This window comes from Dactylosporangium sp. NPDC049742, assembly GCF_040674675.1.
GTDB classification, from domain to species: domain Bacteria; phylum Actinomycetota; class Actinomycetes; order Mycobacteriales; family Micromonosporaceae; genus Dactylosporangium; species Dactylosporangium maewongense.
Genome location: NZ_JBFANF010000003.1, coordinates 296270 through 317374 on the forward strand (window position 1 = coordinate 296270; position 21105 = coordinate 317374).

Genomic DNA, 21105 nt, shown 5'->3' on the forward strand with positions numbered 1-21105 from the left:
GTCGACACATACGACACTCCGCCAGCGAAAGGCATGGTTGATGATTATCTCAACGCCGCCGTTCTGTCCGGTGCAGTTCGACGACCCCGATCTGCTCGACTCCGCATTCCACGCCGTGACGGACATGCATGCGCTGTGGGCGCACCTGCGTGAGGTGGCGCCGGTCTACAAGGCGGACCCCGGCGGCGACCGGGAGCCGTTCTGGGTGGTGACCCGGCACGAGGACGTCACCCGCGTGCTGCGCACCCCGACCGAGTTCTCCTCCCGGCGCGGCACGATCCTCAGCGTCCTGGACCTGAACACGCCCGACATCGCCACCGACGACATGCTCGCCGACACCGACCCGCCGCGCCACGGCGAGCTGCGCAAGCCGCTCAACCCGGCGTTCGCGCCGGAGCTGGTCGAGACGCACGACGAGCTGATCCGCGGGCTGGCCCGCGACGCGATCCGGCGGGCGATCGACAACGACGTCCACGACATCGCCCACGACACGATGATGTTCGCGATGTCGATCACCGGCACGCTGATGGGGCTGCCCCCGCAGGACTGGGAGCACCTCATGCACGTGGTGATGATGACGATCGCGTACGAGGACCCGACCTACGCCTCCGGCAACGCGATGTCGACCGTCCGGCAGGCCCGGCACCAGATGTTCGAGGCGTTCCGGGAGCAGTTCGCGAAGCGCGAGCGCGGCGCCGAGAACCCCGACGCGATCGGCAGGATGCGCAACATGGACCTGTCGGAGGGTCCGATGTCGGAGCAGCAGGCGATGGTCAACGGGTACGTGCTGCTCATCGGCGCCAACGTGACGACGCCGCACACGCTGTGCACCCTGTTCAACCAGTGGGCCGAGCACCCGGAGCAGTTCGAGCGGCTGCGCGACAACCGCGACGACATCCAGATCGCCCTCGCCGAGGTGCTGCGCTGGGCGTCGCCGGTGACCGCGCTCATGCGCTACGCCATCCAGGACGTGGAGCTGCAGGGGCAGACCATCAAGGCCGGCGACCCGGTCAGCGCGTGGCTCGGCTCCGCCAACCGCGACGAGCGGGTCTTCGAGGACCCGTACACCTTCGACCTGACCCGGCGGCCCAACCGGCACCTCGCGTTCGGCGTCGGCCCGCACTACTGCATCGGTGCCGGGATGGCGAAGGTGACGCTGCAGATCTTCATCGAGGAGATGCTCGACCTGGTCGACACCGTCGAGATCGCCGGCGAGGTCCAGCACGTCGCGTCGCACTTCGTGCCCGGGTACAAGAGCCTGCCGGTGCGCTTCACGCCGCGGAAGGTGGCGGCCGCGCTGTGAGCATCCCGCAGACCACCGCGCCGTGGTTCGACCAGCGGTTCCGGTCGGTCACCGCGACCCACAGTCTCTACTGCTTCCCGTTCGCGGGCGGCTCCGCCACCTACTACGCCGCCTGGGAGAAGTACTTCACCGGGCGGATCGAGCTGGTGCCGGTACAGCTGCCGGGGCGCGGCGCCCGGATGGCGGAGCAGCCCGTCAGCGACCTGGCCGGGCTCGCCGACGACCTCGCCGAGGTGATCGCCGGCGAGCCGACCGAGACCGTGCTCTTCGGGCACAGCATGGGCGCCATCCTCGCCTTCGAGGTCGCCCGCCGGCTCAAGACCGCCGGGCGTCCCGTGCGGCACCTGTTCGTGACGGGCCGGCCCGCGCCGCCGATCGTGCGCCCGCGCGAGCCGGTCAGCGACCTGCCGCGGGCCGAGTTCATCGAGATGCTGCGCGACTACGGCGCCGCCGACAACGCGGTCTTCGAGCACGACGACCTGCTGGACCTGCTGATGCCGATGCTCCGGGCGGACTTCTCGATGATCGAGCGCTACCGGATGGCGCCCGGGCCGCAGCTGTCGTGCCCGGTCACCGCCTGGTGCGGCGACAGCGACCCGGGCGTGCCGCCGTCGGCGATGGCCCCGTGGGGCGAGCAGACGTCGGGGGCGTTCGCGCTCTCGGTCCTGCCCGGCGGGCACTTCTTCCTCACCGAGCACCACGCCCGGATCGTGCGGGAGGCCCACGCCGCACTCCGTGGCGTCTGACGCGTTCTGACGTTGCTTAAGGAGCCTGAGCATGGATTTCGATGTTCCCCAGGAGACCGCCGACTTCGCCGCCGAGGTCGAGCGGGTGCTGAGGTCGCCGGAGACGGCGCGGCTGCTGCAGGACGTCCATGCCCGCGCCGACGGGATGGACGGCGACGTCCGCCCCCTGTACCGGCACCTCGGCGCCGCCGGCATCCTCGCGCCCTCGTGGCCCGCCGAGTACGGCGGCCGCGGCCTCGACTACACCGCGACCGTGACGCTGCTGGAGCAGCTCGTCGCGCACGGCATCCCGCAGAACCTGTACTGCATCTCGGTGCAGAACGTCGGCTCGCTGATCCTGGCGTCCGGCGACGAGCGGCAGCGCAAGACCCTGCTGCCGGCGATGGCGAGCGCGGAGACGACCGCCTGCATCCTCTTCACCGAGCCGACCAACGGCTCCGACCTCGCCGCGCTGCAGACGACCGCGGTCCGCGACGGTGACGGCTGGGTCATCAACGGGCGCAAGACGTACAACCTCAAGAGCGCCTACGCCGACTTCGCGCTGATCGCGGTGCGCACCGACCCGCAGAGCAGCCAGTACGAGGGCATCACCCTGTTCCTCGTCCCGCTCGACGCGCCAGGTGTGGTGATCCGCCCAATCCCGAGCCTCGCCAACGAGCAGTTCCACGACATCTGGTTCACCGACGTGCGCGTCGGCGACGACGCGGTGTTCGGCAAGCCGGGCGCCGGCTGGTCGCTGATCACGCAGATGTTCGCCGCGGAGCGCACCGGCCTGGACTACTACGCGCGCGGCCGGCACTGGCTCAACATGATCGCCGAGCGGCTCGACGCCGACGGCCGCCGCCCCGGCGACGTCACCCGGGTCGGCCTCGCCAAGCACCGCACCCGCCTCGCGGCCAGCAAGCTGCTCAGCTGCCAGGTGATGCAGAACCTCCAGGACGGCAACGCCGACATCGCCGAGTCGTCGTTCGCGAAGTGGCACTGCAGCGAGACCGGCCAGCGGATCGCCTGGTGGGCCCTGGACGCGCTCGGCCCCGACGTGCTCGTGCCCGGCCCCGGCGCCGGCGACCGCATCCTCGAGGCGGCGCTGCGCGAGTCGCCCGGCGTCACCATCTCCGGCGGGGCGTCCGAGGTCATGATCGACATCCTGAGCAGCGCGCGGGTGTACGACGCGGGCGGCGCCGCCGCACCCGCGCCCGGACCGGCGCTCGACCCGGTGCAGGAGCGGCTGCGGGAGGCGGTCGACGCGGTGCTCACCCGCACCGGCGACCTGTCCGAGCAGCTCGGGACGATCGGTGTGCCGGCCCTCAGCGCGCCCGCGAGCCTCGGCGGTGCCGCGCTCGGCCTCGGCGCCGACATCGTCATCAACGACCGGCTCGGCCACGCGCTGCAGCCCCTCGCCTGCTACCGCGACACCGCGTTGGCCCTCGACCTGCTCGACGGCGCCGACGTGCCGGCCGACATCCTCGGCGGGCTCCTCGACGGCACCAGCCACGGCGTCGTGATCGGTGCCCGCGGCCCGTCCGGCGTGCGGGTGAAGGGCGACGGCACGCTGTGGGGCGAGTCGGAGCCGCTGCCGCGCGGCAGCGCCGGGCTGTGCGTGGTGCGCACCGACGAGGGGTGGCACCTCGTCCTGCCGGACCCCGCCACCTGCCTCGTGGACGCGTTCGAGCACTTCGGCACGCCCGCGACCCGGATCCGCTTCGACGGCGCGCCCGCCGAGCCGCTGCCGATCACCGAGGAGCGGTGGCGGCGGGCGCTCGACGCGGCCCGGCTCCGGCAGGCGGCGCTGCTGCTCGGCATCGCCGACCGCATCCTCGAGGTGGCCCGCGCGCACGTCAACACCCGGGTCCAGTCCGGCCGGCCGCTGGTGGAACGGCAGACGGTGGCGCACCGGCTGGCGACGCTGGTGGGGGAGGGCGACGGGTGGCGGCTCGTGCTGCACCGGGCCGCCTGGCAGTTCGACCGCGACGAGGACGCGTCGGCGGCGTCGGTACTGGCGGCGCTGGCCGAACACGCACAGCTGGCCAGCCGCACGGCGCTCCAGCTCCACGGCGTGCGGGGCATGCTCGCCCATTCGACGACGGCCACCGCGTATCGGCAGGTGTCCGTGGAGTCGACCCGCCTCGGCAGCCCCGCCGACCTGTGGCTGGCCGCGGCCGCCTGAGCCGACCGCTTGCGCGATCCGCACGATCGTGCTTTTCTTAGCGCATGGGGAAGGGTGAGGAGACCCGGCTCGCCGTGCTGGACGAGGCCGCGAGCGTCGCGCGGGCCGTCGGTCTCGGCGGGCTGACCATCGGCACCCTCGCCGAGCGCACGGCCCTGTCCAAGAGCGGGCTCTTCGGGCACTTCAAGTCCAAGGAGTCGCTGCAGGTCCAGGTGCTGCAGCACGCGCGGACCCGGTTCGTCGACCACGTGGTGCGCCCCGCGCTGGGCGCGCCCCGCGGCGAGCCGCGCCTGCGCGTGCTGTTCGACGGCTGGCTGCGGTGGGAGGCGGCGCCCGGCGGCTGCCTGTTCGTCACCGCCGCCGCCGAGTTCCACCACCAGCCCGGCGTCGTGCGCGAGGAGGTCGTGCGCGGTGAGCGCGACATGATCGACATGATCTCCACCATGTTCCGGGCCGGGATCGCCGACGGCGCGTTCCGCGCGGACCTGGACCCCGGCCAGGCCGCGTACGAGTTCAACGGCATCCTGCTCGTCTTCCACCAGGCGTTCCATCTGCTCGAGGACGAGCACGCCGAGCCGCGCGCCCGGCTCGCCCTCGACACCCTGCTCGACCGCGCCCGTAGCTGACCTTCCCGAGGAGTCGTCATGACCGCTGTTCTGGCTGCGCAAAAAAGCACGAACGATCGGTTTTTTCGAGCGCCGCGCCCGCTGCGGCTCGCATTCGGTTTCCTGGAGCGGGCCGCGCCGTCGGTCGGCGCGCGGTGGGCGGAGCGGATCTGGTTCCGCCTGCCCAGGCAGACCGCGCGGCTGTCCACCGCCGGCAGCCCGTTCACCGTCCACGTCGGCGGCGTCGCCGTCGAGGGCGCCACCTGGGGCGCGGGTCCCAACGTGTACCTGCTGCACGGCTGGGCCGGGCACCGCGGCCAGCTGGAGCCCTTCGTGCCGGGGCTCGTCGAGCGCGGCTTCCGGGTGATCGCCTTCGACGCGCCCAGCCACGGCGCGTCGGCACCCGGCAGGTTCGGCCCGCGGTCCTCGTCCATCCCGGAGTTCGCCGACGCCCTGAACGCCGTCGTCGCCGAGCACGGCCCCGCCGAGGCGATCGTCGCCCACTCGCTCGGCTCGGTCGCGGCCGCGGTCGCCCTGTGCGACGGGCTGCGCGCGGGCCGGGTCGCGATGATCGCCCCGATGGCGAGCCCCGCGTCCTACGCCCGCTACTTCGCCCGGGTCCTCGGCTTCGGCGACCGGACCCTGACCCGCCTGTCCCGGCGCGTCGAGCGGCGGGTCGGGGCCCCGATGCACCACTTCGACGTGCCGGCCATCGGCAGCGCCGTACAGATGCCGCAGACGCTGATCGTGCACGACAGAGCGGACCGGACGGTCCCCGTCACTGACGGGATCGCGATCGCCGAGGCGTGGCCGTCGGCGCGGCTGCACGTCACCACCGGGCTCGGGCACCGGCGCGTGCTGGGGGAGCCCGTCATCGTCGCCGCCGTCGTCGACTTCGTCGACGGGAAGGAGCCCGACCTGGCCGGGTGACGCGCACCCAGTGGCGCGAATCCTATACTCTCGGTGCCGACGACGAGGGTCTATGAAGGGTCGGTGCCTTGACGCAGCTCTCCGACGCGCGGCGCTCGCGCGTGGTGCTCGTCGGGTCCAGCACCTACGACAACTTCCCGGCCATCCCCGCCGTCACCAACAACCTCACCGCCCTGCGGGACGTGCTGATCGACCCGCACCGGTGGGGGCTGGACCCCGACGCGTGCCGCGTCGTGCACAACCCGGAGACCACCCGCGACGTCCACGCCGTGATGCGGCGCGCCGCCGCCGAGGTCGACGTGTCGGGCCTGCTGCTGCTCTACTTCGCCGGCCACGGCGTCATCGACCCCGACACCGGCGTGCTGCACCTCGCGGTCGGGCAGACCATGCCCGACTCCGCGTACTCCAGCGCGGTGCCGTTCGACTGGGTGCGGCGGCTCGTGCAGGGCAGCCGCAGCGCCCACCGGGTCGTCATCCTCGACTGCTGCTACGCCGGCCGCGCCATCCCCGGCCTCGGTGCCGACGACGACGCCGCGCTCGCCACCCAGGTCGAGATCGACCGCAGCTGCGTGCTCGTCGCCGCGTCCGGCAACCGGATCGCCCTCGCACCGCCGGACGAGCCGCTGACCGCGTTCACCGGCGCGCTCGTCGAGCTGCTTCGCGACGGCGTCGCGGGCGGCCCGCCGCTGCTGGACCTCGGCACGCTGCACGACGAGATCCGGCGCGTGCAGCGGGCCCGCGGCCGCCCCATCCCCGAGCTGCGCGCCCGCAACGGCGGCGACCGCATCCCGATCGTCCACAACGCCGCCACGCAGCGCCTTCCCGCTGTACCGCCGCAGCCAGCGGAACCCGAGACGCCCCGGCTCGACAGCTCGCTCGTCGGGCGGGTCCTGCGCGGCGCGGCCGGCGCTACCGATCCGGAGCTGGCCGGCGACGTCGCGATCCTGGCCCACTCGCCGATCGAGGGCGCCATCGGCGTGCGCCTGGACCGGCCCGCGACGCGCTCCCCGGCGCACGTGCTCGGCGAGGAGCTCGCCGGGTCGCTGCACGTCCACGCCGTGCTCGACGGCGGCCCCGTCCGCGACGTGATCCTGCTGCTCGGGCTGCTGCGCCCCGGCTACACCGCGCCCGACGGCTGGCGGGTGCTCGGGCGCGGGCTCGTCGTCGTGCCCCTGGACGCGTACCCGGCGCTCGCCGAGGCCGTGGTCTCCGCCGCGTACCTCTTCGTCGGCTACCTCGGCTGGCGCCCCCAGCAGCTGGAGACCGAGCTGGCCGCCGGGCACCTGGTGGACACCGACACCGATCTCGTCACCTGGCTCGACGACCCGCAGCACGCGCGGTGAGCAGATGACGGGAACTGAGCAGAGCCTCGTCAACCGGCTGGTCACCACCATCCGCAAGGGGCGCGACATCACCCTCGTCCTGGGCTCGGGTCTCACCGCGCGGGTGGTGCCCGGGGTGGACCGGATGGTCGACCTCGCCGACGAGTTCGTCGCGCAGGCGCTGCAGAACAGCGACCTGCAGGCCGCCCTCGCCGGGCTGCGCGCCACCCGGCGGGACGCCGCGCTCTACGCCGCCTACCGCAGGACGTTCGCCGAGTGGCTGTCGCCGGTCGAGTTCGACATCGTCGTGCAGCGGGCCACCCTGGAGGCGTACCGGCCGGACCGCGCCACCACGGCGAGCTGGGAGCGCGTCGGATATCACCGCGGCGTGCAGCTCGAGGACGACCGCGACGCGTGGTCGCTGCCACCGGGGGTGATCGCCGTCGGCGAGCTCCTCGCCGGCCTGCCCGACCGCTTCCAGCGCCGGGTCATCACCACCAACTTCGACCCGCTGATCGAGATCGCCGTGCGCCGCGCCGGCGGCACCGCCCGCGCGCTGACCCTCAACCGCGACGGCACGTTCGCCGGCCCGCTCGGCCCCGCCGACGGCATCGACGTGCTGCACCTGCACGGGTACTGGCGGCCGACCTCCGAGTCCGACGAACGCGCCCTGCTGCACGACCCCGAGCCGCTGCGCGCCGATGACCCCGTCGTCCTGAGCGCGCTGCACGAGGCGCTGCGCGGCGACACGATCTGCGTCGCCGGCTACCCGCCCGGCCGCAACGACGCCCTCACCCGCGCCGTGCACGAGCAGGCCGACGTGCTGTGGGCCCGGCACGACGACGACGCGTCCCCGGCCGGCGCCGCCCTCATCTACACCGGCGTCGACGTCGACCGGCTCTTCCCGGCGGTACGCCGCGGCCTCGCCACCCTGCCGCCCACCCCACCCCCGTCCGCGGCGCCCGCCGCCCCCGTACCGCCGGGCGTCGCGCCCGCCGGGACCGCGCTGCACCGGGTCCACCTGCCGACGCTCGAAGCGGTCCTCGGCACCCGCCCGTCGGCGGTGGAGCTGCTGCGCCAGCTCGACTACGAGTTCCGCTGGCGGCGCTTCGACGACACCCCCGACACCCCGCTCGACCTCGTCTTCTGGCCGGTACGCCTGCGCCAGCCCACCCTCATCTACGCCGTGCAGGCGACCGTCGCGGCGGCCCTGTCCGCGCGCGGCGTCCGGGTCGTGCTGTGCTTCGACGACCTCGCCGGCGACCAGCACACCCGCAGCTGGCGGGCCCGCTTCACCGATGAGGTCGAGCGCTGGTTCGCCCTCGTCGAGGGCGCCCGGCCGCCCGAGGTCGACTCGCTCATGTCGTTCTGCTCGCCCGGCCGGGTCGCCGAGCGCCTCCAGGACCCGGAGCTGCTGCGCCGCCCCACCCACCCGTGGGCGGTGCAGCTGGAGTACTACCGCGGCGACCGGATGATCCTCGACGTCGCCCGCGCCGCGAAGGCGTTTCCCGGCGCCGTCGACCTGGAGATCGACGACGCGATGGCCGGCGCGCAGATCCGCACCACCCGCGCCGAGCGGCTCATGAGCACCCCGGCGATCTGGGCATACCTGCAGTACCTGCTGCGCGACATCCGCCCCGAGGCGGTCATGACCCTCGGCGGGGAGGACGAGTCGGTCATGTGGGACCAGTGGCACGACACGTTCCCCGACGCCGTCGGGCACCTCTTCCACCCCGTCATGGCCAACGTCCGCCAGGACGCCCGGATGCTCGGCGCCCGCAGCTTCCGCGAGGTCGAGGACCACCTCCGCAAGGCGATGCGGCTGGAGAGCTGGGACCGGGAGGACCACTACCTGCACTGGATCGTGCAGCACGCGGTCGTGCTCCACCGGTACCTGCGCAACCGCCCGCCGCTGTCCTACGAGGGCCGGCTGCTGGACTCGTGGGAGACCATCCGCGCCGCGCTGCTCGACCCCCGCCTGCGGGCCGGCACGGTCAGGCTGCTCGCCCGCGAGGTGGCGGCGCTGCTCATGCACGAGGCGGTCTGACCCTTGCATGAGCCGGCTGACCCTTGTATGAGCCGGACTGATCGGGCCGTGGATGGCGCCTTGCACGAGTCGGGCTGATCGGCCCATGCGGCGCGGCGCGGGCGAAGGTACCGTCGAGGACATGGGCGCTTCCCCCGCCGACGTCGACGACCTCGCCCTGCTCGACACCGCGGAGCAGGTCTGGGGGCCCGACCTGCTCGCCTACCTGCTCGGCGCCGGCCTCGACGCGCCGCTGCCCGGCTGGTCCGCCGAGGCCGCCGTCCACGACCCCGCGACCCGCCGCCGGCTGCACTGCGTCCTGGAGGTGCAGCGGCTCTTCGACCTGGGCAGCGTCGCCCGGGCGTGGGCCCGCGACCTGCACCCGGCGCTGGGCTTCCGCAGCCCGGCGAGCGTGATCCGCACCGGCGACGACGACGAGCGCCAAGCGGTGCTCGAGCTCGCCGAGCGCGACTCGCTCAAGCCGCGCTGACCGGTTCGGCCACGGACGGCCCCGGGACGATGGCATGATTCGCCGCGTGACCCGGCTCTCCGCACCGGCGCCCGCCGCCCCATCGGCGGCTTCCGCACCGGCCGCGCACGCTTCGGACCTCGGGCTCGCGGCGTCGGACCTCGCGCCCTCCGCCGCGGACCCCGGGCTCTCGGCGTCGGACTTCAAGCTCGACAGCATCGACCTGTACATCACCTCGCGGTGCAACCGGCGCTGCTCCTACTGCTTCCTGCCCGACGCGTACTTCGACCGGACCCAGCACATGACCCCGGCGGCCGTCGCCGCGATCGTCGCCTGGGCTTCCGGCGCCGCCACCGAGATCACCGTCCTGGGCGGCGAGCCGGCCCTGCACCCGCAGTTCACCTCGATCGTCCGGGACACCGCCGCCACCCCGATCCGGGTCCGCACCGTCACCAACGGCAGCCGGCAGTTCCGGGCCGCGCTGCCCGCGGTCCGCTCGTCGCTGAGCCGGGTCGCCGTCAGCCTCGACGCGCCGTCCGCCACCGTCGTCGACCGCCTGCGCGGCCGCGGCGCCTTCGCCGACGCCGTCGCCACCGTCGCCGACCTGCGCGCCGCCGGGGTGCCGTTCGACCTCAACTGCACCGTCCTGGCCGACACCGTGGACCTCGTGCCGGAGATGCTCGCCTACGCCGAGGACTCCGGCGCCGGCCGGCTCAACATGCACTGGTTCTCACCCGTCGGGCGCGGCGCGTCACACGCCGCCGACCAGTCCGTCCCGGCCGCCGCCTGGCGCCGCGACGTCCTCGACGTCGTCGCCGCCTACCGCCCGGCCCGCCAGTCCTTCACCGTCGACTGCCAGATCGCCTTCGACTTCCCGGTCCCGGGTTCCGACCCCGGCGCGTGCGCCGTCCGGGACCGCACCAACCTGCAGTTCCTGCCCTCCGGCGCCGTCTTCGCGTGCGGCATGCTCCTGGAGGACGAGGCCCTGGCCGCGTACCACTGGCGGGACGGCGTGCTGATGCGCCGCTCCGGCGACACGGAGCTGTCCCGCACCGCTCCGCCGTGCGCCGGCTGCCCGCTGCGCTCCTCCGACGGCGACCACCACCCGATCTGCATCTACAACCGCCTCGCCGTCTGAGCCGCCTCCGCCCGCGCTTCTACAAACTGAGCCGCCTCCGCCCGCGCTTCTACGACTGAGCCGCCTCTGCCTGCGCGGCGACCTGCCGGAGCTCGTCGAGCGACAGCGGGGCCAGGTCCCGTAGCAGCGCCACGAGGGGGTTCGGCGGCCTGGCCCGGTCGTCCTCGCGCATCGCGGCGGTGATCTCGTCCGCCCGGCCGACGATCGCCAGGAAGTCGCCGTGCGGCAGGCCGAGCGCGTCCGCGACACGGAGGATGAACTCGGTGGCCACGGCGGCGGCGGGGTTGCCGTCGATGCCGTCGCGCGTCAGCCGGCCGATCGTGCTCTGCGCCAGGGCCGCCTCCCGCGCGACCCATGCCACCGTCGTGTTGCGCACCCGCATCAGCCGGCAGACCGCCGCACCGACGGTCCCGCGGTCCGCCGCCGGCATCGACGGCCGGTCGGGTCGCTGCCGCCCGCTGCCGAGCCCCCGCGCGAACCGGCCCAGCCCATCCAGCACGTCCCACCGAGCGCACCGGATCTTCTCCAGATCACGCCGGGCGTCGGCGCCGTCGGTGACCGGCAGGTAGCCGCCGGGGATCTCGACGCAGCCGACAGCGAGCAGGTCGGCGGGGTGCATGCCGAGCGCCGGGGCGAGGTCGACCAGCGCCGCCGTGGTCAGTGCGGGCATCGCGACGCCGCGGTGGGCGCAGAGCCGTTCCAGCGGTGTCCCGTCCATTCGCGCACCGTACAGCGCGCACCGGCCGGGGGCCGGCGGAGATCCGCGCCGGCAACCGCCCCGCGGTCGTCCAGAACCCGCCGTTCGTCGGAGGACGGCGCGCTGTGTGATCAATACGCTGCGCGGATGGGCGTGCACCTCTCGGTCGACTACGGCACCTCGAGCACCGTCGCGCTGCTGGCGTGGCCCGACGGGCGGACCCAGCCGCTGCTGTTCGACTCGTCGCCGCTGCTGAACTCCGCCGTGTACGCGGAGGCCGACGGGCGGCTGCTGACCGGGCGGGACGCCGTGCGGGCGGCCCGGCTCGACCCGAGCAGGTTCGAGCCCAACCCGAAGCGCCGCATCGACGAGCCGGAGGTGCTGCTGGGCGACCGCGAGGTGCCGGTGGCGGAGCTCGTCGCGGCGACCCTGCGCCGGGTGCTGGCCGAGGCCACCCTGGCCGCCGGTGGCCGCCCGGCGTCGGTCACCGTCACGCACCCGGTGACGTGGGGGCCGGCCCGGCGGGCGATCCTGACCGATGCGTGCTCGGAGGCCGGGCTCGGCGACGTCGACCTGGTCGCGGAGCCGGTCGCGGCCGCCACCAACTTCGCCGCGGGGACGCGGGTCGAGCCGGGTCAGGCCGTCGTCGTGTACGACCTGGGCGCCGGCACGTTCGACGTCAGCGTCGTGCGGCGCACCGGGTCGGCGTTCGAGGCGCTGGCGTACCGCGGCCTCGACGACCTCGGCGGGCTGGACCTCGACGCGCTGGTGGTCGCGCACGCCGCCGGCACCGTGACCGACGGCGAGGCGACCGCGTGGCGGGGGGTGACCGAGCCGGGCGACGCCGACGGGCGCCGCCAGCACCGGGCGCTCTGGGACGACGCGCGGGAGACCAAGGAGGCGCTGTCGCGCCAGCCTTCGGCCGGGTTCCACGTCACCGCCCTGCGCCGTGACGTGCTGGTCACCCGCGACGAGTTCGAGCGGGCGGCGGGGCCGCTGCTGCAGCGCACGGTCGACCTGACGCTGGCCACGATCCGCGAGTCCCACGCCAAGCCGGACCAGATCGCGGGGGTGTTCCTGGTCGGCGGGGGGAGCCGGACACCGCTGGTGGCGACGCTGCTGCACCGGGCGACCGGGATCGCGCCGACGCTGCTCGAGCAGCCGGAGCTGGTCGTCGCCCAGGGCGCCCTGCCGGCAGCAACCGGCGCTCCGGCCGTGGCCGCCCCCGCCGCAGGACCGGATGCCGGGGCGGCCCGGTCGGACCTCGTCTCGGCGCCGCGTACAGACGCAGCCCCCGCCTCCGCGCCGGTCTCCGCGCCCGCCTTCGTGCCGGTCTCCGCGCCGCCGTCTGAGCCGGTCTCCGTGCCGCCGTCCGGCCCGGTCTCCGCCCCCGCGTCCGTGTCGGTCTCCGCGCCGCTGTCCGTGTCGGACTCCGTGCCGCTGTCCGTGCCGTCGCCCTCGGCGGCGCCCGCCCCCGCGGCCGGCGCCGGGCAGCGGCGGCCGGGGCGGCAGGAGCGGCCGGCGCCGCAGGAGCGGCAGGGCGCGGGCGTGGACGACGCAGGCCGGGACCGCACCGCGCCGGTCCCGGGCGGCCTGCGTGCGCTCAGCGTCGCCGCCGGCGTCGTGTCGATCATCGTGTGCTGGGTGATCGTCAACCAGTACTCGACGCTGCGGACCCCGACGATGATGCTGGTGTACACCGTCCCGCTGCTGCTCGCGGCCGTCGCGGCGTTCACCTGGGCGGCCCGGCTCATCGGCCCGGTCGTCGGCGCCATCTGCTGCGTCGTGACGGCGATGGGTGTCGCCACGAACTTCGGGCCCAGGTTCGACCCAGCGGTCACCGCGTACTACTCGCTGCTCGTCGTGCCGGCCGCGCTGCTCGCCATCGGCATCCGCAAGAAGGCGTGATCAGCAGCTCAGGGTATCTTTCACAGATCATGAAGACGGTGACGCGGCGGCTGGCGGTGCGGCGGGCGGACCTGGACGCCGGCGTCTTCGACGTGCCGGAGGAGTGCGTCGAGGCGCTGCGGCACATGGTCACCGTCCCCGTCGCGCTGGAGCACAAGGCCAAGGGGATCACGACCGCCAGGCAGGTGTTCTGCGCGACGCTCCAGCAGGACATCGGCTGGCAGTTCGGCGGGATCGAGTGGCCCGAGGACGTGCGGCCCGGGGTGTTCGTCACCCTGATCTGGCGGGCGGCGAAGGACGAGGTCGTCCTGCGCACCGCGCCGCTCACCGAGCCGATGCGGGTCGACAACGCCGTCTACTACCACGAGTACGACCCGAAGGTCGTCACCCGCGACTACAAGCCCGGCGCCGCGAACTGGTCGAAGGTCCTGCACACCATCCGGCACCTCGGGCACGTCCTCGACGACGGCAGCGCCGTGTTCGCCGAGGCGGACCTGCCCAAGCGCAGCGGTCTCGGCAAGGGGTCGCGGGGCACGTTCCTGCTGCGCAACGCCGTCGACCAGCTGCTCCGCGAAGGCTACGTCACCAGGGTCGACGGCAGCGTCGACGCGACCGGCCACCCGTCCTACCCGGCGCTGGACGGCGACGAGCCCGCGGAGATGCTCCTGTACGCGCCGCTGGTCGAGCCCGCCCCGCACCCCGACGAGCCCGGCGAGCCCAGCGACCGCCGCGAGCACTGGGTCAACGGCTTCCTCCGCCGCCTCCCACCCGGCGCCCACGCCTCCGAGCGGCAGCTCTCCCTGCACCAGCAGACCGTCGAGCAGGAGGAGCTCGACGAGACGGAGCTGCCGCCGGGGTACACCTTCGTGAAGAAGCACCACCGCAACGGCTGAGCACGTCAGCGCGGCGTGAGGACGCAGAACTCGTTGCCCTCCGGGTCGGCGAGGACCGTCCACGGCACGTCGCCCTGGCCGACGTCGGCGGGGGTGGCGCCGAGCGCGAGGAGGCGCGCGACCAGGTCGGCGTGCCCGGCCGCGGACGTGGTCGCGAGGTCGAGGTGCACCCGGTTCTTCACCGTCTTGGGCTCCGGGACGGCGATGATGTCGACGCAGACGGCGACCGGGTCCGGGTAGGCGAAGCCCTCGGGTTCCAGGTTGGTCACGCCGGGCGCCTCGCTGGAGACGCCCCACCCGAGGGCCTGCGCCCAGAACCGGCCCAGCGCGGCGTCGTCGCGGGCGTCCATCGCAATCTGTACCAGTCGCGTCGCCATGCCCCGCCTCTAAGCCAGCGGCAATCCGGTTGCGGGGGTGCGTACGGTGGGGCAGTGACCGACTTCTCTGTGCGCCCGTACACGGCCGATGACGCGGCGGCGGTCGCGGAGCTGATCAACCTGCTGTCGGAGGCCGGTGGCGGGCACGCCGGGCACGTCGCCGCCGAGATCGAGGACTGCGTCAACAACGAGGTCAGGGACGCCGCCCTGGACACCCGGGTGGTGACCGACGGCGGCGGGCGCCTCGTCGCGGTCGCGCTGGTGCCGCTGCCGCCGGAGGGCGGCGACCGGCTGGAGCTGATCGGCGGGGTGCACCCGGACCGGCGCGGCGCGGGCCTCGGCCGGGAGCTGCTCGCCTGGCAGCTGGAGCGGGCCGCGGCCCGGCACGCCGAGCTCGCGCCGGGCGCGCCGTGGCAGGCGCAGGTCATCGCGGGCGACGGTGACCCGTCCCCGACCCGCCTGTACAAACGGTTCGGCTTCACCCCGTCCCGCTACTTCCTGGAGATGTCGGCGCCGACATCAGAGGCGCCGGCCGCGTCGCCGCCGCCGGGGGTGGAGCTCGCGCCGTACGACGCCACGAGAGACCACGAGCTGCACGCCGTGCACACCGCGGCGTTCCGCGACCTGTGGGGCTACCAGGAGCGCACCTTCGACACGTGGGCGCCGCTGACCGTGCGGTCCGAGGCGTTCCTGCCGGAACTGTCCAGGTTCGCGCTCGCCGGCGACGAGATCGCGGGCTACGTCCTCACGTACAGCAGCGAAACACCCGGCCGGATCTACATCGGGCAGGTCGGCACCGCCGTGTCGTGGCGCCGCAAGGGCGTCGCGGGCGCGCTGCTCGCCGGCGTGCTCGGCGCCGCGGGCCGGGCCGGGCACACGACCGCCGGGCTCGACACCGACGCCGACAACCCGACCGGCGCCGCCGGCGTCTACGCGAAGGTGGGGTTCGTCGTCGACCAGCGGGTCGTCGCGTTCCGGCGGCCGGTCTAGACCGCCACCGCCGAGCCGAACTCGGGGAGCTCGAACGCGCCGGCCTTCGCGAACTGCGCGGCGAGCATCTGCTGCATCGGCCAGCGGGTCATCATCCGCATCGACACGGCCCGCAGGCGGATCATCGTGGCGGAGTTCGGCGCGTACGCCCGGATCCCGCCGGGCGGCAGCTCGGTGCCGGCGTCCACGAACCGTTGCAGCCGGCGCTGATAGGCGAGGCACGCGGCCTGCGCGTCGCCGCCGGACGCCGCCAGCTCGCCGGCGAGGACGTAGGCGCCGACGAGGGCCATGCTGGTGCCCAGGCCGGCGAGGGGCGAGCCGCAGTAGCCGGCGTCGCCGAGCAGGACCACGCTGCCGCGCGACCACCGCTCCACGCGCACCTGGCACAGCGCGTCGAAGACGAAGTCCCGCGCGTGCGGCATCGCCTGGAGCAGCGCCGGCACCCGCCAGCCGACGTGCGCCAGGCGCTCGTTGAGCAGGCGCTGCTGTTCGGCGACCGGGAGCCGTTCGAGGCCGCGCTCGGCGGACCTGAAGCTCAGGTACGCCTTCGCCGTCCCGCCGTTCTCCGGGCGGATGCCGGCCGCGATGCCGCCGGGCGCGTTGTACATGAGGTACCAGTGCCGCAGGTCGCCCGGGTCGGGGATGCTGAAGAACGCGGTGTAGCCGCCGAGCGGCCGCACGAAGTCGGTCTCGGGGCCGAACGCGAGCGCCCGCACCCCGGAGCGCACCCCGTCGGCGCCGACGACCAGGTCGAACTCCTCAGTGCCGTCGCCGCTCGCGAATGCGACTTCGACGCGCGGCCCGTGCTGGCGCAGCGACGTGATCCGGTCGCCGAAGCGGTAGTCGACGTCGTCGCGGGTCGCCTCGTGCAGCACCCGGGCGAGGTCGCCGCGCGGCAGCTCGATCTCCGCGACCATGCCCTCGCCGCCGAACGCGTCCGCCGCCATCGTCGAGGTCCACCGGCCGGCGGCGTCGACGGTGGCGATGCCGCGCTCGTCGACCCGCTCGGCCCTCACCCTGGCCATCAGGCCCATCCGCTCGACGACGTCCTTCGCGGCGCCGCGGATGTCGACGGCCTGGCCGCCCGGCCGCGGCGCCGCGGCCCGCTCGACGATGGTCGCGGCGATCCCGTGCCGGTGCAGCCAGAACGCCAGCGCCGGCCCCGCGATCCCGGCCCCGGAGATGAGCACGCGCATTCTTTGCTCCGTTTCCGCTTGTGTACTGCGTACGCAGCGACGCTAAACGGACCGCTCGCAGTGCGGCAATCGCTACTAGTACACCTGCACTCCTCGGCTCGGTCCCGGCGTTTGGTGTACTAGTACCGTGGCCGACCTGGAACCGCCGTATCGCCGCATCGCGGCCGACATCCGCCGCCGCATCGGCAGCGGGGAGCTCTCGCCCGGCGACCCCGTGCCGTCCGCCCGGCAGATCACCCGCGACTGGGGCGTCGCGATCGCCACCGCGACCAAGGCCCTCGCCGTGCTCCGGGAGGAGGGCCTCACCATGGTCAGGCCCGGCATCGGCACGGTCGTCACCGGCCGGACCGCGGGCGCCCGCCCCAACCGGACCGCGCACCGGCGCGCCGCACCGGACCGTGGCGTCCCCGAGCTGACCCGGTCCAGGATCGTGGCGACCGCGATCGGCATCGCCGAGGCCGAGGGGATCGCGGAGGTGTCGATGCGCCGCGTCGCCGCCGAGCTCGGCGTGGCGACGATGGCGCTCTACCGGCACGTGCGCGGCAAGGACGAGCTCACCCTGTACATGATCGACGCCGCCTTCGGCGCCGTGCCGCTGCCCGCCGTGCCGCCCCCGGGCTGGCGGCCGCGCCTGGAGCTGGCCGCCAGGCTGCTGTGGCAGCTCTTCCGCCGGCACGTGTGGCTGGCGCCGACGATGTCCCTGACCCGCCCGCAGCCCGCGATGAACGGGCTCCGCTTCACCGAATGGGTCCTCGCCTCCCTCGACGGCACCCCGCTGTCCCTCACCGACCGGCTCCACGTCCACCTGCTGCTGTTCGGCTACGTCCGCGGCCTCGCCACCACCCTCGAACCAGAAGCCGAGGCCGAACGCGAAACCGGCATGACCGGCACCGAGTGGATGGACCTCGGCTTCGGCGGCGCCGCCCTCCCCTCCGGCGTCCCCGTCTTCGAACGCCTCATCGAGATCGACGAGTTCGACCTGGACCTGGACCGCCTGTTCGTCTTCGGCCTGGACCGCCTCCTCGACGGCCTCGCCGTCTTCATCGACACCCGCCGAGGCTGACGTGCCGGCCCGCTACGGCGCCGGCCGCGTTGCCGGGGTCAGGGGCGGTGGCGGCGCCACATGCGGACGCCGAGGACGACGGCGGTGCGGGCCGGCAGGTCGGCGTGGCGCTCCGCGGGGACCGCCGACTCGATCGCGGCGGTGACGGACGGCGGCAGGGGAGCAGCGTCGGTTCGAGGTGGACACTCATGCCGTCGGGCCAGCGCAGGGGGGCGACGCATTCGTCGTACAACGCCGTGAAGGCGCCGGGCGGGGTGGTGAGGCTGACCCCGTCGTCGGCGTGCACCAGCGCGACCTCCGGGTCCACTTTGGACCGCAGGTGACCACCGCCTCGGGCGTGCCCTGCGGGACGAACTGGGTCGTGGTCGCGCCGGTCATGCCGTTGTAGTGGCAGTCCGCGACACCGACGCGGAACATCAGCCCCGGCCGCAGCGGCACTTCTGCGCGAAGTCGTGCATCGCCTTCGTCGACCCGCCCCACTTCGGCGCCAGGTTCTGGTCGGGCGAGTGCGCAAAGTCTTGGTGCGCAACGGTTTCAGTGAATCGATCATCGACACGGCCGGCGGTCAGACCTGTCCGCCCCTGTTCCGAGGCGGTGTTCCGTGCCGTCTGGCACCGTGTGACGGCTTCGTACGTCTCGTCGACATACGAGTCGTGGAAACTCAATCATCGGCAGGACAGTGCGGTGGGCCGCGCCGCCGATCTCCGTGAGCCGATCGGGCGAGCCGCGTCAGGGCTCGGCTCATTAGCCTCGATGCCGTGACGGCACATCAGTCCGGGCTGAGCATCGACTTCGGCACCTCGCACACCGTCGGGATGCTCCGTCTGCCGGACGGGCGGCACGAATCGCTGCTGTTCGACGCGACGCCGCTGCTGCCGTCGGCCGTGTTCGTCGACGGTGACGGACGGTTGCAGACCGGCCGCGACGCCGAGCGCAGCGCCCGCCTCGACCCGACCGCGTACGAGCCGAACCCGAAGCGGCGGCTGGCCGACGGGACGCTGCTGCTCGGCACGCACGAGGTGCCGGTCGCCGACGCGGTGACGGCGGTCCTCGACCGGGTCCGGTCGGAGGCGGAGCGCACGCTGGGCGGACCGGCCGGCGAGGTCGTGCTCACCCACCCGGCCAGCTGGGCGCCGATCCGCCGGACCCTGCTGGCCGACGCCGCCGGCGCCGCCGGGCTTGGCGCGCCCGTCCTCGTCCCCGAGCCGGTCGCGGCCGCCACCTGCTTCACCGCCGTGCTGTCGCACCGCGTCGACCCCGGCGCGGCCGTCGTCGTGTACGACCTCGGCGGCGGCACCTTCGACGTCAGCGTCGTGCGCCGCACCGCGACCAGCTGGGACGTGGTGGCCAGCGACGGGTTCGAGGACGTCGGCGGTGTCGACCTGGACGCGGCCGTCGTGGGGTGGGTCGGTCGCACCGCCGGCGGCGCCGACCCGCAGCGCTGGCAGCGGCTCGCCGCCCCGGAGACGACCGCCGACCGCAGGCTGCGCCGGCAGCTGCAGGAGGACGCCCGGATCGCCAAGGAGCAGCTGAGCCGGGCGAACCAGACGGGTCTGCCGGTGCCGCTGCTCGACGTCGACGTACATCTGACGCGGGGTGAGCTCGAGGACCTGGCGCGGCCGCTGCTCGACCGCACCGTCGCGCTGACCACAGCGACGCTCTTCGCCAGCGGTGTGACCCGCGACGGCCTGGCCGGCGTCTTCCTCGTCGGCGGCGCGAGCCGGATGCCCCTGGTGGCGACCCTGCTGCACCGCGCCCTCGGCGTGGCGCCGGTGGCGTTGGAGCAGCCCGAGCTCGTCGTGGCCCGCGGCGCCCTCAGCCTGCTCGACCCGGCCCCCGCGGCAGCGGTCGCCCAGCCTGAGACCCCGGCGTCGCCGGCACCGGCGCAGGCTCCGGGGTCGCCCCTGCCCGCGTCAGACCTCGCGGCGCCCGTGTCGCCGGCACCGATGTCCCTCGCGCCGGCTGTGGCGCCGACCGAGCCCGCTGCGGCCGCTGTACCGCCGCCCGCCGCCGACCCGGCCGCATCCGACACTGGCCCCGCACCCGACGCCGCGCCCGCATCCGACACTGGATCCGCATCCGAGGCCCCGCCCGTATCCGACGCCGGACCCGCATCCGAGGCCCCGCCCACAGGAGATGTCACGCCCGCGGGCGGTGCTGGGGTTGCGGGGGACGGCAGGAGGCGGTCCTGGTTGCTCGGTGCCGGGGCGCTGGCCGCCGTGCTGGCCGTCGCCGCGCTGGCCGCCGCGGCCGGCCGGGACTCGCTGGTGTCGGGCACCCGGGCGCTCGCCGGGCCGACCGCGGTCCTGCCGATGATCGGGCTGCTGGTGCTGCTCACCGCCGGGCGCCCCCTGCCGCTGCCCGGTTCGGCGCGGCCGCTGCTCGTGCGGGCGGCCTCCGCCGGAGCCGGGGCGACACTGCTGTACCTGATGCCCGCACTCCTGCTGTGGAGCCGCGCCGAGCTGCCCGAGTTCGTGGACATCCGCCGCATCCGCGGCGCCGGCGAGACGCTGCTGCTGGCCACGGTCGCCGGCGGGGTGCTCCTGGCCGTCATCGGGCTGACGCTGCTGGGCCGCGGCCGGATCGGCGACCCCCTCGGGGGGCCGGCCGGAGCGCGTGGCCCGCTGCTCTGGGTGTGCGCCGGTGGCATCGTCGCGGTCGCCGCGCAGAGTTACATCCACGACCGGGACGCGCACATCATCGCCAGCGGTGGCTGGACCTGGACCGCCCGCGAGATCAACCCGGCGGTGCAGCTCGCCCGCGCGGTGCTCGGCGAGGGTCTCCCGGCCGGGCCACTCAACCTGCTGCTGTTCTGGGCCGGGGCGACCCTCATGTTCCTGTTGGTCCTCGGCGGTGGCCTGCTCCTGCGCCGCGGCGGCGAACCGGGCGGCCCCGCGCCGGTCGCGCCGGTCCGGATCGCCGCGGTGCTGTTCACCGCCGGTGGGGTGCTTGCCGCGGTTCACGGTTTGCAGGAGAGCGACTACTGGGGGCGCAACAACATCAGCAGCTCGCCGACGCGCGGCATCCTGCCGGCGGTGCACGCGGTCTGGAACGCCACCGTCGGTCTCGTGCCGCCGGGTGTGTTCACCACCGTCGTGGCCGTCGCGGTCGCCGGCACCGCCGGGCTGCTCGTCGCCCGCCGGCGCCGGGCTCAGGGACTGTGAGCATCCTGCCGAAGGGCGGTCCGGCATGAGCCGATTGCCGGGCTGATGGGGCGGATCGCTCGATTGTCCGTGGCCACGGTGATCCATACGATGGCCGCTGCCGACGCCGGC

Annotated in this window: 17 protein-coding genes and 1 pseudogene; 14 read left to right on the forward strand and 4 right to left on the reverse strand. The window is 74.3% G+C overall.

The window, feature by feature from the left end; genetic code table 11:
- The first annotated feature begins 40 nt into the window (after nt 1–40).
- From AB0J72_RS06610 to AB0J72_RS06650, 9 genes are all read left to right on the forward strand, one after another.
- Entirely contained in the window at nt 41–1303 is a 1263-nt protein-coding gene (locus AB0J72_RS06610) for a cytochrome P450 (RefSeq protein WP_363395160.1), read from the forward strand.
- The gene (locus tag AB0J72_RS06615; RefSeq protein ID WP_344509551.1) at nt 1300–2049 is read left to right on the forward strand and encodes an alpha/beta fold hydrolase; all 750 of its coding nucleotides are present in this window, start codon (nt 1300–1302) and stop codon (nt 2047–2049) included. Before AB0J72_RS06610 ends, AB0J72_RS06615 begins: the two co-directional genes overlap by 4 nt.
- A 31-nt stretch (nt 2050–2080) precedes the next feature.
- Nucleotides 2081–4216: an acyl-CoA dehydrogenase family protein gene (locus AB0J72_RS06620; RefSeq protein WP_363395163.1), complete on the forward strand. Its 2136-nt coding sequence runs from the start codon at nt 2081–2083 to the stop codon at nt 4214–4216.
- A 44-nt stretch (nt 4217–4260) separates the two neighbouring features.
- Nucleotides 4261–4842: a TetR/AcrR family transcriptional regulator gene (locus tag AB0J72_RS06625; protein WP_344509555.1), complete on the forward strand. Its 582-nt coding sequence runs from the start codon at nt 4261–4263 to the stop codon at nt 4840–4842.
- A gap of 18 nt (nt 4843–4860) precedes the next feature.
- Nucleotides 4861–5751, forward strand: a complete 891-nt coding sequence (locus tag AB0J72_RS06630; RefSeq protein ID WP_363395167.1) for an alpha/beta fold hydrolase — start codon at nt 4861–4863, stop codon at nt 5749–5751.
- 68 nt (nt 5752–5819) lie between these two features.
- Complete coding sequence (locus tag AB0J72_RS06635) at nt 5820–7094, forward strand: YqgE/AlgH family protein (protein WP_363395170.1); 1275 nt, start codon at nt 5820–5822, stop codon at nt 7092–7094.
- A 4-nt stretch (nt 7095–7098) separates the two neighbouring features.
- Nucleotides 7099–9120 carry a hypothetical protein gene (locus AB0J72_RS06640; protein ID WP_363395173.1) on the forward strand — a complete coding sequence of 674 codons (2022 nt, stop codon included), beginning with the start codon at nt 7099–7101 and terminating at the stop codon, nt 9118–9120.
- Nucleotides 9121–9241: 121 nt separating this feature from the next.
- On the forward strand, nt 9242–9589 hold the full coding sequence (locus AB0J72_RS06645) for a hypothetical protein (protein ID WP_363395176.1): 348 nt from the start codon (nt 9242–9244) through the stop codon (nt 9587–9589).
- 46 nt (nt 9590–9635) lie between these two features.
- Nucleotides 9636–10706, forward strand: coding sequence for a radical SAM protein (locus AB0J72_RS06650; RefSeq protein ID WP_363395179.1), 1071 nt, complete (start codon nt 9636–9638; stop codon nt 10704–10706).
- 49 nt (nt 10707–10755) lie between these two features.
- Here the strand turns inward: AB0J72_RS06650 and AB0J72_RS06655 are convergent, their stop codons facing one another.
- On the reverse strand, nt 10756–11424 hold the full coding sequence (locus AB0J72_RS06655; RefSeq protein WP_363395182.1) for a hypothetical protein: 669 nt from the start codon (nt 11422–11424) through the stop codon (nt 10756–10758).
- Nucleotides 11425–11550: 126 nt separating this feature from the next.
- Here AB0J72_RS06655 and AB0J72_RS06660 point away from each other — a divergent pair, with 126 nt between their 5' ends.
- Together AB0J72_RS06660 and AB0J72_RS06665 are read left to right on the forward strand one after the other, a co-directional pair.
- The gene (locus AB0J72_RS06660) at nt 11551–13311 is read left to right on the forward strand and encodes an Hsp70 family protein (protein WP_363395185.1); all 1761 of its coding nucleotides are present in this window, start codon (nt 11551–11553) and stop codon (nt 13309–13311) included.
- Between the two features lie 29 nt (nt 13312–13340).
- Complete coding sequence (locus AB0J72_RS06665) at nt 13341–14204, forward strand: hypothetical protein (protein ID WP_363395188.1); 864 nt, start codon at nt 13341–13343, stop codon at nt 14202–14204.
- Between the two features lie 17 nt (nt 14205–14221).
- On the opposite strand, the pseudogene AB0J72_RS06670 reads toward AB0J72_RS06665, so the two are convergent.
- Nucleotides 14222–14581: pseudogene (locus tag AB0J72_RS06670) on the reverse strand (VOC family protein); the annotation flags it as partial.
- A 54-nt stretch (nt 14582–14635) separates the two neighbouring features.
- Here AB0J72_RS06670 and AB0J72_RS06675 point away from each other — a divergent pair.
- Nucleotides 14636–15571, forward strand: a complete 936-nt coding sequence (locus AB0J72_RS06675; RefSeq protein ID WP_363395191.1) for a GNAT family N-acetyltransferase — start codon at nt 14636–14638, stop codon at nt 15569–15571.
- Here the strand turns inward: AB0J72_RS06675 and AB0J72_RS06680 are convergent.
- Entirely contained in the window at nt 15568–16767 is a 1200-nt protein-coding gene (locus AB0J72_RS06680; protein ID WP_363395194.1) for an FAD-dependent monooxygenase, read from the reverse strand. The two genes, AB0J72_RS06675 and AB0J72_RS06680, sit on opposite strands and share 4 nt — an antisense overlap.
- 127 nt (nt 16768–16894) lie before the next feature.
- Here AB0J72_RS06680 and AB0J72_RS06685 point away from each other — a divergent pair, with 127 nt between their 5' ends.
- Complete coding sequence (locus tag AB0J72_RS06685; protein ID WP_363395197.1) at nt 16895–17830, forward strand: TetR/AcrR family transcriptional regulator C-terminal domain-containing protein; 936 nt, start codon at nt 16895–16897, stop codon at nt 17828–17830.
- 38 nt (nt 17831–17868) lie between these two features.
- Here the strand turns inward: AB0J72_RS06685 and AB0J72_RS06690 are convergent, their stop codons facing one another.
- Nucleotides 17869–18051: a hypothetical protein gene (locus AB0J72_RS06690; RefSeq protein ID WP_363395200.1), complete on the reverse strand. Its 183-nt coding sequence runs from the start codon at nt 18049–18051 to the stop codon at nt 17869–17871.
- 537 nt (nt 18052–18588) lie between these two features.
- Here AB0J72_RS06690 and AB0J72_RS06695 point away from each other — a divergent pair.
- Complete coding sequence (locus AB0J72_RS06695) at nt 18589–20994, forward strand: Hsp70 family protein (RefSeq protein ID WP_363395203.1); 2406 nt, start codon at nt 18589–18591, stop codon at nt 20992–20994.
- Nucleotides 20995–21105: the final 111 nt, after the last annotated feature.

What these genes read in the sequence shown, in the direction of transcription:
- AB0J72_RS06610 (WP_363395160.1), top strand. Translation starts at nt 41, where the DNA reads ATGATTATCTCAACGCCGCCGTTCTGTCCGGTGCAGTTCGACGACCCC.
- AB0J72_RS06620 (WP_363395163.1), top strand. Translation starts at nt 2,081, where the DNA reads ATGGATTTCGATGTTCCCCAGGAGACCGCCGACTTCGCCGCCGAGGTC.
- AB0J72_RS06625 (WP_344509555.1), top strand. Translation starts at nt 4,261, where the DNA reads ATGGGGAAGGGTGAGGAGACCCGGCTCGCCGTGCTGGACGAGGCCGCG.
- AB0J72_RS06630 (WP_363395167.1), top strand. Translation starts at nt 4,861, where the DNA reads ATGACCGCTGTTCTGGCTGCGCAAAAAAGCACGAACGATCGGTTTTTT.
- AB0J72_RS06640 (WP_363395173.1), top strand. Translation starts at nt 7,099, where the DNA reads ATGACGGGAACTGAGCAGAGCCTCGTCAACCGGCTGGTCACCACCATC.
- AB0J72_RS06645 (WP_363395176.1), top strand. Translation starts at nt 9,242, where the DNA reads ATGGGCGCTTCCCCCGCCGACGTCGACGACCTCGCCCTGCTCGACACC.
- AB0J72_RS06655 (WP_363395182.1), bottom strand. Translation starts at nt 11,424, where the DNA reads ATGGACGGGACACCGCTGGAACGGCTCTGCGCCCACCGCGGCGTCGCG.
- AB0J72_RS06660 (WP_363395185.1), top strand. Translation starts at nt 11,551, where the DNA reads ATGGGCGTGCACCTCTCGGTCGACTACGGCACCTCGAGCACCGTCGCG.
- AB0J72_RS06665 (WP_363395188.1), top strand. Translation starts at nt 13,341, where the DNA reads ATGAAGACGGTGACGCGGCGGCTGGCGGTGCGGCGGGCGGACCTGGAC.
- AB0J72_RS06680 (WP_363395194.1), bottom strand. Translation starts at nt 16,767, where the DNA reads ATGCGCGTGCTCATCTCCGGGGCCGGGATCGCGGGGCCGGCGCTGGCG.
- AB0J72_RS06690 (WP_363395200.1), bottom strand. Translation starts at nt 18,051, where the DNA reads ATGCGTCGCCCCCCTGCGCTGGCCCGACGGCATGAGTGTCCACCTCGA.